This window comes from Dapis brunnea BLCC-M229, assembly GCF_050015995.1.
Taxonomy (GTDB): domain Bacteria; phylum Cyanobacteriota; class Cyanobacteriia; order Cyanobacteriales; family Microcoleaceae; genus Trichodesmium.
In genome coordinates this window covers 1-12,458 of sequence record NZ_JBNHEP010000050.1, presented here as the reverse complement: position 1 = coordinate 12,458, position 12,458 = coordinate 1, and the positions used below count along the sequence as shown (strand labels likewise).

Here is a 12,458-nt window from a genome sequence, read left to right as displayed (position 1 = left end):
TCAAAGACTAGATGTAGTAAGAAAGAACTATAGCGCTACACTACATCTAGAGTTAAGAGGGAAAACAGGGGTAATTATTGGAAATGAAAAATCTTAAGAAATATCTTCTGTGAAGCTACATCCATCACAAATTCCGAAAAATTCCAAAGTGTGATAAAAAATCTTAAATTTGTGGGACTGCTGCAATTTGTACTCAAAATCGTGGACAGGACATTCATTAATAGGTATAGAAGTCCCACATTTAACACAAGTCAGATGATGTTGGTCTTGCTTTAGAGAACTATAAACCGATTCACCATTGGCCAAAGTCCGGACAATTACTACACCCTCTTGCTTGAGAGCATCCAAACAACGATATACTGTTGCTAGCCCCAGAGGTTGGTCACGTCTGCGTAATTTTGAATAGATATCCTGAGCAGATAGCGATCGCTTCTGGGTTTTTAGTAGTTTTAAAACACGCTCTTGAGACTGGGTGCGATTGATTTTCATGGCCAATATAGTTAATTTGGGTAAAACTTAACAGATAATATCTAAGTAGTTCATTGACATCCTCCCGACGCTGCTATACGCGAGACAGCGCGGGATTCCCTAGCATCGCTGTTAGGGGTTTTCTGTTTCATAGCACCCGCCTTCCGAGACTTCCTCTCTTCAGGTCTTACGGTCGCTCCACAGACTGAAACTGCGAGTCCCGCAGCCAAAATATTTATTGAAGCGTTAATATCACGGTCATGGTGACTACCACACTCTGGACAATCCCACTCTCTAATATTTAGAGGTAATTTTTCTACTACATGGCCACAATTAGAGCAACGTTTAGAACTAGGAAAATATCTATCAATTTTTATCAATTCTCTTCCGTACCACTCACCCTTGTACTCTAATTGTCTGACTATTTCTCCCCAATTCGCATCACTTATTGCCCTTGCTAATTTGTGATTTTTCACCATGTTTTTTACTGCCAAATCCTCAACCACAATAGTTTGATTTTCTCTAATTAATTGAGTAGTTAGCTTATGGGTGTAATCCAGTCTTGAGTTTTTAATCTTGGCGTGTATTCTAGCTACTTTCAGTCTGGCTTTTTGGTAGTTATTAGTTCCTTTGGTTTTTTTATCTAGAGATTTCTGAGCTAACCTCAGTTTTTTGTGCAACTTGTTTAGATTCTTAGGGTTAGCTACTTTTTCTCCATAACTGGTAGTTAAAAGGTTAGTAATTCCTAAGTCAATTCCAACTTGTTTTTTGACTGGCTTGAGTTTTAAATTCCTGGCATCATTAATTCTCAAAGAAACAGACCATCTACCGGAGGGACTAAGCTTCACTGTAATTGTGCTGGGCATACAACCTGGTGGTAATTGCCTACTCCATCTAATAGCTAATGGTTCTGCACATTTGGCTAGATAGACTTGACCATCTTTCCACCTGAATCCTGATTTTGTAAACTCTGAACTACCACCATTCCGCTTTTTCTTGAAATTAGGATATCTAGCACGTCCACTAAAAAAATTAGTAAAAGCAGTTTGTAGATGTCTTAAACTTTGCTGTAATGGCACACAGCTTACTTCTGTTAAAAACTTTAAGTCTTCCTGCTTTTTCCAGTTGGTAAGCATAGCTGAGGTTTGGACATATCCTACCCGTTCCTGTCTTTCATGCCAAGCTTGAGTTCTGGCAGCTAAAGCTTTGTTGTAGATCAGACGTACACATCCCAAAGTCCTCCGTAACAGATTTTCCTGTTGCTTAGTAGGGTAAAACCTAAATTTGTAGGCTTTTTCAACCATTTACTGCTTACTTATTTAACTTTATATATGTTAACATATTGTGTGTGAAACCGCAACATTGATTGGTTTTCGGACTGACGCTCCCCTACGGGAGAGCACGGGTCTCCAAACAACGTTGAGATGAAAATCTAAAATTTTGTACTAACGTGACAAAACAATATCAGGCACAAATCCATGTTACCCTAAGACCATCTGTTTTAGACCCTGCTGGTACCGCAGTTCAATCTGGGTTGGCACAGATGGGATATGAAAATGTAGAACAAATTAGAATTGGTAAATATATTGAGTTGAAACTTCAGGCAACGGATGAAGCAACTGCTAGAGAACAAGTAGAATTAATCTGCGATCAATTATTGGCAAATCCTGTCATTGAAAATTATCGCTTTGAATTAGAGGGAGTAGGGAGTAGGGAGTAGGTTCAATAATTAATAATTAATAATTAACAATTAATAATTAACAATTAATAATTAATAATTAACAATTAATAATTAACAATTAATAATTATCTCTTCTGATCAAGAAGAGGATTGGCTCAAAGGAATTTTTTTTCTTCTCTTGGTTGATTGGAGGCCAGCGAGGAGACCTCGCCATCCCTCAACCGCTTTTTTCTCCATGAATGGAGAGGCTTTATACCTTAATTTTTCGGTGAAAGAGAGGTATTTTTTTCCTAGCAATCAAAAAGTTTAAATTAATTTAAAATTTATATGAAATTTGGCATTATTATGTTTCCCGGTTCCAATTGCGATCGGGATGTAGCTTGGGTAACCCAGGGTCTATTGGGTCAACCAACTCGCATGGTTTGGCATCAAGAAGAAGATATTTCTGATGTGGATGTAATAGTTATCCCTGGAGGTTTCAGTTATGGGGACTATTTAAGATGTGGAGCGATCGCCCGTTTTTCTCCAGTCATGAAAGCAACTATTACCCACGCTCAAAAGGGGAAATTAGTTTTAGGGATCTGTAATGGTTTTCAGATATTGACAGAAATAGGGTTATTGCCAGGGGTATTGGTGCGAAATCAGAAATTAAATTTTATCTGCAATCAAATTCCTGTCAAAGTAGAAAATTCTAATACTCCTTGGACATCTGCTTATACAAAAGGAGAAGTGATTAGTTTACCAATAGCTCATGGTGAGGGTCATTACTATGCTGATGCAGATACTTTGAAAGATTTGGAAAATAATTGTCAAATATTATTTCGCTATTGTACAGAAAATGGTGAAATTACTCCAGAAGCTAATCCTAATGGTTCCCTTAACAATATTGCCGGTATCTGCAACCCTCAAGGCAATGTCTTGGGAATGATGCCTCATCCGGAGAGAGCATCAGACCCAATGTTAGGTGATACAGATGGCATGAAATTATTTAAAGGTTTATTAATGGCTGTAGTTGGAATTTAGCTACAGTCATCTATGGTAATCTCTTTCCCTATGAAAATAAAACTCAATTGAAATTTACAGCATATTGCAGGTAAATGAAGTACAAATATTAATTTAATGTTAAAAGTCTTGTGGGGTGGGGATATTGCCCGCCTTATGTACTTCACTCAGATCAAATATGCTGTATTAATTTTTAACTGAGTGGGAAAGCTTATATTTATGCAAAAAGTCAACGTGTGTTTTCGGCTGTTGTCGAGATAAAACGCGGTAGAAATGCGGAATATTATTCTTGACAAGATTAGCAGTATGAGGTGACATCTTCTCCACAAACATCCGCCAAATAACATAAAGCTCTAAACCTCAAATCAATTAGTTCATTGTAAAGAGGGTTAAGTTTGCACATAGGAGGAATGTGAAACAAGACATGACCAAAAAAATTGACATCGCGCTCAAAGGGGCAGTGACTTGGAATTAATTTGCACAGAAATCTTGCTAATTTGGGATTATTAATTTCTATGCGATCTAGCCATTTTCTCAAAGGGCTTAATAGCTTAAATTTAGGTATTGTAATATACATACGAGCAGTTATAGCATTTAGAATTTTAGTGTTTTGGGGTCTCATCCATAGCCCTGTTGCTTTCGCCAGATCGTGCATGGTTTTAAAGACTTACTATTAATTTCTACAGTGTATTTTTTGGCATTACCGGAAAGACAATATTTGAGTAGTAGTTGTCAATTGCTTGGCAAAATTCACAAGCCAAAAATTAATTTTGATATTGACTTTTGAATTTCCAGTAAAATTTTTCCCCACAGTAGAGTGTGGGGGGGTTTAGAAGATTCCTGGTTCAAAAACTCTTAACTAGGTCAAACAACATTTGACTGCGGATTAAAACCCGCCCACTTGTTTTTTTCTCCCCTAGCTGAAGCGCGAAGGTCTCCAAACTACCGAGGATTTTTTGATGATTAGCTAAGGTTTAATTTTTGAATTGACTTCTATGTTATGTTGACATCTCCAAAGGTTAAAATATTGTGAATTCTATGGTTAGCCCACCGTAAATGGGATGCCCGATTTACTTGAAACCTGTCAACAGACTCCTATTAGACTATCAAGTTTGTTTGGAGGAATAATCTTCTTCTAGAAATACAGGATTATTAGATGACATAGTTTTCAGAGATTATCTATTCCTCATTTCAATCTTGACAGACGACTATCTCCTAATTTTTATTTGATAATTTCATCAGTTGTGTTTCAACTGTACTGTTTTGATTGTAAATAATTCTACTAGAGTTCTGTCGGCATTTTGGCATAAAAATATTATGATGCCTCTAACTAATAGCGACTCAAGATGATTTTGTTTGCCTTCACTCCTTGCCTAGAAAAATATCTAGCTGTGAAGCTCTACATTTTTTTCACAGGCTCCCAGAGAGAGTAGTTCTACCCAATATTTCGGAACAATAAATCTTTCCAATTAGGCTGCCTACTTGTCTTCAAGTCGTAAAAAGCATAGTCCTCTCTTGACCGCTTGAGGCCAGGGAACCTCATTAGGGTCTTGACTTTAAAAACGTAGTGCGCGTAGCACTTAATCTGGTGTAGTTAAGATTCAGAGTAATTCGGAATCTTCTGGATTGCTCCAGGTTATCAACTACTCTATCGATTAATAAGCTCTTCGCTTAGAAAGTCTATATATAGCTAACCTGTTTTGTCACCTATTTGATTGTTACACCAATAGAGCTAATTGTTGCATCTTGACTCTTCACAAGTATAAATGATTTGAATAAAATAAATAAGTTTTACTAAACCATATTGTATTGACTAAATATTTGTAGTGTGGTATAGGACGTTGTAACTGTTACATTAACCAGGTTTGTTCATAGATGTCTATTCTTCAAACCAACTATTTATCCTAGAAACCGGGTTTTTTGCCTAAGTCCTATAATAATAAAACGAAGATGATATGACTTTATAATTCATATTCTTTATCTGGAGACGTCTACTAAATAAGTTTCTGCTTAACGGTACGATCATTTAGATATTAAATAAGTGCAAATAATATAATACTATTCCCAGATATACCCTATCAGGTTCTAGGAAAAAAACTATGACCAAAATTCATTCCCAATCATCCCAAAAATTGACATTTTTAACTACATTAGAAACTGCGAAGACCGAAACTCTTTCCCCACCCAAGGGAATTTTTAGCATCTTTTCTGCATTCCCAGAATATGACCGTGGCAACAGACTTTATGAAATGGGTAGATACGAGTCAGCCATTCCCTACTACGAGAACGCAGTGAAAATAAAGCCAGACTGGGCAATAGGTTGGTTAAAGCTAGCTGATACATTATATAAACTGCGAAAGTATGAACAAGCAGTAGAGGCTTATAAAAAATCCCTATCGCTCAAACCAAACGCTTATCAAGCTTGGAATAGTTATGGAGTTGTATTATCTAACTTAAGGCAGTATGAAGAAGCGATCGCCTGCTTTGACAAGGGAATCAAAATTAACCCAAATAACTACGAACTATGGTTTAATAAAGCAATTGTTTTAACTGAATTAAAACAGTATTTATCTGCCATCAACTGCTACAAAAAAGCACTGAAAATACAACCAATGAAGGGAGAAATTTGGTATGCTCAAGGGCAAGCTTTATTAACTCTAAAAAAATATGCTGAAGCATTAGCTGCTTATGATTGTGCAGTGAAACTTCAACCAGATAATTATCATATTTGGTTGAACCGAGGATTAGCCTTAGTACAAACTCAACGTTATGCAGAAGCAATTATTAGTTATGACCATGCAATAGAATTAGAACCTGAGAATTATTTAGCTTGGTTTAACTTAGGTATTGCTCAAACTAAACTACATAAATATCATGATGCGGTCTCTTCTTTTAATAAAGCAATTAAATTAAATGCCGATGATTATGAAGCTTGGTATTATAAAGGATTAGCTTTAAAATATCATTGGAAAGAAGGAGGAATTGCTTGTTTTGATAAGGCAATTAATTTCTATCCTAATTTACCAGAAATTTGGATTAGTCGTGGTTATATTTTATTAGATTTATTTAAGTATAGCGAGGCAGTAGAATCTTTTAATCAGGCAATTACAATTAATTCTAATTATCCAGAAGCTTGGTTAGGTCGAGGTAAAGCATTTATGGCACTGGATAAATATAATGAAGCTCTTATTGCTTATGGTAATGCCATTAGTATTGAGCCATATTTTTTAGAGGCTTGGAATTGTCGAGGTGAAGTATTAGAAAAACTCCAGAAGTACGATCAAGCATTAGCAGCTTATGACAAAGTAATAGAAATGAGTTTTCAGCAAGGAATTTCTGTTGCTAAAGTTGGTTTACAAAGGGGTGCAGCTTTAGAAAAGTTAGAGCGATATGCTGAAGCAATAGCAGCTTATGATTTGGTAATTGGAAAACAGCCGGATAATTTTGATGCTTGGTTAAACCGGGGATTAAGCTTAGAAAAAATGGCAAATTATGAAGAAGCTGTTTTTAGTTATAATCAAGCTATTAGTATTTGGCCAAGTAATTATCAAGCTTGGTCAAAATTAGCTTTTATTCTGGAAGAATTAGAGAGGTATGAAGAGGCGATCGCTGCCTACGACCAAATAGTTTCTTTAAGACCTGGTAATCATCAAACTTGGTTTCAGAGAGGGTTAATTTTGGAAAAGTTAGGATATGTTCAAGAAGCAGTTAGTTCTTACAATATTGTCTTACAAATTAAACCAGATTATCAAAAAGCAATTGAAAGAAAAAATAAATTAAAAGTGCCTGTTTGATTTTAATTAGGCTGTTTTTAAGTTGCAAAAAATTTCCATCCTTATTAATGAAAATATCTATAATACCAAATTGATAAATGTTGGCTACAAATATTTATCAATTTGGTATTAAAAGTACAAGTAAGGAAGAAATAAAGATGAAAGAAGGCTCGATAAAAAAGAGGACAAAACTTAAATTTAGGTAGATATTTTCCAAGGGCTAGTAACTGTGGAAATGTTAAAGAGTCTCTGTCTTGATCTCAGAGAGTATTTAATTGCGAACATTGTAGTTTCAGTTGTGATAGAGACTTGAATGCTAGTTTATAGCAATTTTCATAAAGGTAGACTACAATTATAGAAAATAGAAAAATTAAACAAGCGATCGTGAAACCCTATTCTGTTGACTTACAGCGCTTTTCAGATTGATGAACCACATATTTACAACCAAAACCTAGTAGGAACGTTCCATGGAATATCATTACTGTGGTCTACTGAAATGAAAACCGCTGTAAATACTGGTGATAAACCAAGCATATTCTCTTCTGTCATATTATTTTGGGCGTTGCTGAAATGTAATGGTAAGTAGCTGAAGGTAAAATTGAAAAACTTATGTTTGGCGTTGATACTTAATCTAAAAATTATTACCACTCAGCAACTCCCAAATATTTATCTTAGGGCTAAAGTCCAACTAGGAGCTTATTTATAACTGAGAATTCTTGAATCGGAAAGTCGCTTCAGATAACTTATGGTATAACAAGAAAACGTAGAAATGTTCCCTGAAATATTGGTGTGTATTATAAATTTAGTATCAAATATGAAAAAAACTCTATTTTTAAATCCCCCTTCTTTTGATGGTTTTGATGGAGGTGCCGGAGCTAGATACCAAGCAAAACGAGAAATTACGTCATTCTGGTATCCAACCTGGTTAGCTCAACCTGCTGCTTTAGTTCCCGGAAGTAAATTAGTAGATGCTCCTGCTCATTATCAAACAGTCGAAGATGTGCTGAAAATTGCTAAAGATTACGAACTGGTAATTATGCACACCAGTACCCCTTCCCTCCCCAATGATGTTAAGTGTGCAGAGGCAATTAAAACTCAAAACCCTCAGACACAAATAGGTTTTGTTGGCGCTCATGTGGCAGTTTTGCCAGAAGAAACTCTCAAAGATAATCCAATTATTGATTTTGTTTGTCGCAACGAATTTGATTTTACCTGTAAAGAATTATCCGAAGGGAAACCTTTTGCAGAAATTAAAGGGTTGAGTTACCACGATTCCCAAGGTAATATTCAGCATACCCCAGAACGAGAATTAATTCACGACTGGGATGCCATGCCTAGTGTTTTTCCAGTTTATGCAGAACATCTGGATATTCGTAACTATCTAATTGGTTATTTGCTCAATCCCTACATCTCTTTATATACAGGTCGCGGTTGCCCTGCTAAATGTACCTTCTGTTTATGGCCACAAACTATTGGCGGACATCAATACCGCGCAAAAAGTCCGGAAGCAGTAGGGCGAGAAATGGCAGAAGCAAAAGCAATTTGGGGAAGCTCTGTCAGAGAATACTTTTTTGATGACGATACCTTTACCATTGATAAAAAACGAGCGATCGCTATTAGCGAACATTTGAAGAAATTGAAATTAACCTGGAGTTGTAATGCTCGCGGGAATTTAGATTATGACACCCTCAAAGAATTGAGAAATAATGGTCTACGTTTGCTGTTGGTTGGTTTTGAGTCAGGAAATCAGCAAATTTTGGATGGAGTCAAGAAAGGAATTAAATTAGAAGTCGCCCGCAAATTTATGGAAAATTGTCATAAGTTGGGAATTAAAGTACATGGAGCTTTTATTCTCGGTTTACCCAATGAGAGTAGGGAAACTATTGAGGAGACTATCCGTTTTGCTTGTGAAGTCAGCCCCCATACGATTCAAGTTTCCATTGCTTCCCCCTATCCAGGCACAGAATTATATAGTCAAGCTCAGGCAAATGGTTGGTTTACAGGAGATTCTTTGGTGGCAAATTCTGGAATTCAAATGTCGGCGTTGCAGTATCCTAATTTGTCAGGTAGTGAAATTGAAGATGGGGTAGAGCAAATGTATCGACGGTTTTATTTTAGACCGAAGTCAATTATTCCGATAGTTGGAGAAATGTTGGCAGACCCGCAAATGTTGGTGCGTCGTTTACGGGAAGGTAAGGAATTTCTGTCTTATCTGAGAGAGCGTCATCAAAGAGCAGTGAGTCATTAATTTACCGAATAATTAAGGTCGAAAACCTGTCCTTTTAGTTTTTTATATTAAAGTCCCCCTTAGAAAGGGGGATTTAGGGGGATAAACAAATTAGACGATTAGAGTTGAAAATTTTGTTATGTCTAATAATTTGAAACAAGGGCGTTACTTTTTACCCTATAATGGCAATTTGGTGGAGCGAGCGAAGGAAATGCGAAAAAATCCTACTCCTGCTGAAAGGAAACTTTGGCAGGAATATTTAAGATTATTTCCTTTAAAAATGTGGCGACAAAAACCAATTGATAATTTTATTGTTGATTTTTATTGCCCTAAATTAAAGTTAGTAATTGAAATAGATGGCGAAAGTCATTTTACTCAGGAGGCAATGGTTTACGATCGCCATCGAACTCAGGTTTTAGAAGGTTATAATTTGCGGGTGATTCGTTTTACAAATGATGAAGTGATGAGCTGTTTTGATGGTGTTTGTGAGCGTATTGCTGAGTTTATCCCCCCTGCCCCCCTTTGTAAGGGGGGAGTAAGATAGTGTTCCCTACTTCCTTTGCCAAGTGAGAGTAAGACAACTCCTCTTATGCACCTTTCTAAGGAGAAATTCAAAATATAACCACCCTCTCCAATCCCCCCCTTTCTAAGGGGGGTTAGGGGGGATTCATATCCTCTTATGCACCTTTCTAAGGAGAAATTCAAAATATAACCACTCTCTCCACTCCCCCCCTTTCTAAGGGGGGTTAGGGGGGATTCATACTTTAATTTCTGCTAAAATGTACTTTTCAAACTAAAAATAATATGACAGAAGAGAATATGCTTGGTTTATCACCAGTATTTAAGTCTGAAAATTCTCAGCCTAGAGGTGATATTGTTTTTGTTCATGGTTTGGCTGGCCATCCCTGGGGAACATGGCATCCTAAAAGTAAAAAGGATAATCAAGATTTGGATTTTTGGCCGTTTTGGTTGGGAGAAGAATTACAAGCAAATGTCTGGACTTTTGGATATGATGCCCCTCGCTCTAAATATTCTGGTTGGGGGATGTCACTTTTTGACCAAGCAAGTAATTTACTGGAATATCTAGAGGTTAAGGATATAGGCGATCGCCCTCTAATTTTTGTAACCCACAGTATGGGTGGGTTAGTTGTCAAAGATTTAATTCGTACAGCTCAAAATTTTGATGATAAAAAAGCCATTATCCAACAGACTCAAGGGATTGTATTTTTGTCTACTCCCCATCAAGGCTCACATTTGGCTAATTTAATTGATAATATTAATGTTTTGACGAGAGCGACGGTGAATGTTCAGGAATTAAAAGCGCATTCGCCTCAGTTACGCCAACTTAACGAATGGTATCGACAAAATGTTGATAATTTCGGAATTAAAACTCAGGTCTTCTTTGAAACTCAGCCCATGAGTGGGGTGTTAGTTGTGGATGAGGATAGCGCTAACCCAGGAATTAAGGATGTTAAACCTGTTGCTATTCCAGCAGACCACAATTCTATTGCTAAACCTGGAAAAAATGATTTGGTTTATCTTTCCGTAAAAAAGTTTGTGGAAAAATATTTGATGCCTCCACTGATACGACGAGAAGAGTTAGAATCAATGTATTCCAGGCCCCACCGCTACCCAGATATTACGTAGACCGCCCCGAATACAGCGACAATTTAAAGGCTAACCTACTGACAAATTCATCGGATACGCGAGCTATTGTGGTGACTGCTATCCATGGTTTAGGTGCTGTGGGTAAGTCTACTCTGGCAAATGCTTTAGCTTATGATGAGGACGTACAATCTCGTTTTGCTGATGGTATTCTCTGGGTAACTTTGGGTCAAGAGCCTAATATTCTGCCGATGCTGAGTGGTTGGGTGCAGGCGTTGGGTGACTATAATTTCAAGCCTACAAGTGTGGAGGCGACTGCTAATCATTTGCGGACGTTGCTTTATGATAAGGCTGTGCTATTGGTGGTGGATGATGCTTGGAGTCCAGACCATGCTAAAGTTTTTAATCTCGGTGGTATGCGCTGTCAGGTTTTAGTGACGACTAGGGAAAAGGCGATCGCCGATGTCTTAGAAGCTGAAACTTACAGTCTGGATGTGATGACTTTATCCCAATCAATGGAACTTCTGAGTCAAAGGTTAGGGCGTGAAATTACCGGAGAGGATGCTAAACAGGCGGAGGCTTTGGTTAAAGAACTGGGATATTTGCCTTTAGCTTTGGAGTTAGCGGCAGCTCAAGTTGAGGATGGTATGTCTTGGAGAGAGCTGTTAAAGGATATTCAAGGGGAAATTGTTCGGTTAAAAACCTTGGATAGACCAGGTGCGAGGGATGTTACTGATGAGGCTAGTTTAAAACGGTTGAGTTTGACTGCTTCTTTGAATTTGAGTGTCAAGCGACTGGAGCAGGAAACGCGGGAGGGTTTTATTTGGTTGGGAATATTGCCGGATGATGTGAATATTACTCAAGGGATGACGGTTGTACTCTGGGATCTGGATGATGAAAGGGATGCGAGGGATGACTTGGCCTATTTGCGGAGTAAGGCGTTGTTATTGGATGGTGTGGCTTTTGATGGTAAGCCTACTTATCGTTTACATGACTTATTCCACGACTTGGCTCGCTATTTGTTAACTGCGCCATTACATCCAAGACGCAGAGGTAGTTTACCGGGGTTAGGTATTAGTCTAGCTGAGGCTCACGGAATATTTTTAGAGAAATACAGGAGGTTAACTGATAATCATCTTTGGCATACTTTGCCAAATGATGGTTATATTCATCAGCATCTAGTCTGGCATTTTGAAAAGGCAGGAAAGATAGAGGAGATTCATGGTTTATTAGCGGAGGTGTCGGAAAGTGGGGCTAATGGTTGGTATGAAACGTGTGAACATTTTGGGCGAACGGGGATTTTTATTACTGATGTAGCTCGTGCTTGGGAGTTAGTGGAGATTGACTGGGATGAAGGTAGGTTCCCTCAAGTTGTTGGTTTGCAGTGTCGTTATGCTTTGATAACTGCTTCTATTAATAGTTTGGCAGCGAATTTACCAGTAGATTTGTTGGTAGCTTTAGTTAAAAAGAAAGTATGGACTCCGGAGCAGGGGTTGGCTTACGCATTACAAAAGCCTGATTTAAGGGATAAAGCAGACTCTCTGGCAAAATTAGTTGATTATTTGCCAGACAACTTAAAAAAACTAGCTATTTCAGAAGCTCTGGCTGCTGCTCGACAGATTGAGGATGAGAGATATCGCGCCGAATTTCTCAGTGCTTTAGCTGATAAATTACCAGAATTATTACCAGAAGCTCTGGCTGC

The 12,458-nt window shown here is 37.6% G+C and carries 10 protein-coding genes and 1 pseudogene; 8 read left to right on the top strand and 3 right to left on the bottom strand.

What is annotated here, in order from left to right; translation table 11 throughout:
* Nucleotides 1-93 precede the first annotated feature (93 nt).
* Entirely contained in the window at nt 94-489 is a 396-nt protein-coding gene (locus tag ACP6PM_RS05420) for a Fur family transcriptional regulator (RefSeq protein WP_426582548.1), read from the bottom strand.
* Nucleotides 490-539: 50 nt separating this feature from the next.
* Nucleotides 540-1,772, bottom strand: coding sequence for an RNA-guided endonuclease InsQ/TnpB family protein (locus ACP6PM_RS05415; RefSeq protein WP_426582546.1), 1,233 nt, complete (start codon nt 1,770-1,772; stop codon nt 540-542).
* A 146-nt stretch (nt 1,773-1,918) separates the two neighbouring features.
* Here ACP6PM_RS05415 and purS point away from each other — a divergent pair, with 146 nt between their 5' ends.
* Nucleotides 1,919-2,188, top strand: coding sequence for a phosphoribosylformylglycinamidine synthase subunit PurS (gene purS / locus ACP6PM_RS05410; protein ID WP_426582544.1), 270 nt, complete (start codon nt 1,919-1,921; stop codon nt 2,186-2,188).
* 288 nt (nt 2,189-2,476) lie between these two features.
* On the top strand, nt 2,477-3,172 hold the full coding sequence (purQ, locus tag ACP6PM_RS05405; RefSeq protein WP_426582542.1) for a phosphoribosylformylglycinamidine synthase subunit PurQ: 696 nt from the start codon (nt 2,477-2,479) through the stop codon (nt 3,170-3,172).
* A gap of 277 nt (nt 3,173-3,449) precedes the next feature.
* Here the strand turns inward: purQ and ACP6PM_RS05400 are convergent, their stop codons facing one another.
* A complete protein-coding gene (locus ACP6PM_RS05400; protein WP_426582687.1) occupies nt 3,450-3,728 on the bottom strand; it encodes a Mo-dependent nitrogenase C-terminal domain-containing protein in 279 nt (92 codons plus the stop codon).
* 1,522 nt (nt 3,729-5,250) lie between these two features.
* Here ACP6PM_RS05400 and ACP6PM_RS05395 point away from each other — a divergent pair.
* The 6 genes and pseudogenes from ACP6PM_RS05395 to ACP6PM_RS05370 form a co-directional block, all read left to right on the top strand.
* The gene (locus ACP6PM_RS05395; RefSeq protein WP_426582540.1) at nt 5,251-6,945 is read left to right on the top strand and encodes a tetratricopeptide repeat protein; all 1,695 of its coding nucleotides are present in this window, start codon (nt 5,251-5,253) and stop codon (nt 6,943-6,945) included.
* A gap of 243 nt (nt 6,946-7,188) precedes the next feature.
* Nucleotides 7,189-7,251: pseudogene (locus tag ACP6PM_RS05390) on the top strand (hypothetical protein); the annotation flags it as partial.
* Between the two features lie 487 nt (nt 7,252-7,738).
* Complete coding sequence (hpnJ, locus tag ACP6PM_RS05385) at nt 7,739-9,172, top strand: hopanoid biosynthesis associated radical SAM protein HpnJ (protein ID WP_426582538.1); 1,434 nt, start codon at nt 7,739-7,741, stop codon at nt 9,170-9,172.
* Nucleotides 9,173-9,290: 118 nt separating this feature from the next.
* Nucleotides 9,291-9,695 (top strand): endonuclease domain-containing protein, encoded by a 405-nt coding sequence (locus tag ACP6PM_RS05380; protein WP_426582537.1) that lies wholly within the window; start codon nt 9,291-9,293, stop codon nt 9,693-9,695.
* A gap of 260 nt (nt 9,696-9,955) precedes the next feature.
* Nucleotides 9,956-10,798 (top strand): esterase/lipase family protein, encoded by an 843-nt coding sequence (locus tag ACP6PM_RS05375; RefSeq protein WP_426582535.1) that lies wholly within the window; start codon nt 9,956-9,958, stop codon nt 10,796-10,798.
* 68 nt (nt 10,799-10,866) lie between these two features.
* Nucleotides 10,867-12,458: NB-ARC domain-containing protein (locus ACP6PM_RS05370; protein ID WP_426582533.1), on the top strand; the 1,592-nt coding region annotated here is incomplete at its 3' end.

Excerpts from the sequence above, each read along its gene's own strand:
- ACP6PM_RS05395 (WP_426582540.1), top strand. The coding sequence starts at position 5,251 with ATGACCAAAATTCATTCCCAATCATCCCAAAAATTGACATTTTTAACT.
- ACP6PM_RS05415 (WP_426582546.1), bottom strand. The coding sequence starts at position 1,772 with ATGGTTGAAAAAGCCTACAAATTTAGGTTTTACCCTACTAAGCAACAG.
- ACP6PM_RS05420 (WP_426582548.1), bottom strand. The coding sequence starts at position 489 with ATGAAAATCAATCGCACCCAGTCTCAAGAGCGTGTTTTAAAACTACTA.
- hpnJ (WP_426582538.1), top strand. The coding sequence starts at position 7,739 with ATGAAAAAAACTCTATTTTTAAATCCCCCTTCTTTTGATGGTTTTGAT.
- ACP6PM_RS05380 (WP_426582537.1), top strand. The coding sequence starts at position 9,291 with ATGTCTAATAATTTGAAACAAGGGCGTTACTTTTTACCCTATAATGGC.
- purQ (WP_426582542.1), top strand. The coding sequence starts at position 2,477 with ATGAAATTTGGCATTATTATGTTTCCCGGTTCCAATTGCGATCGGGAT.
- ACP6PM_RS05400 (WP_426582687.1), bottom strand. The coding sequence starts at position 3,728 with ATGTATATTACAATACCTAAATTTAAGCTATTAAGCCCTTTGAGAAAA.
- ACP6PM_RS05375 (WP_426582535.1), top strand. The coding sequence starts at position 9,956 with ATGACAGAAGAGAATATGCTTGGTTTATCACCAGTATTTAAGTCTGAA.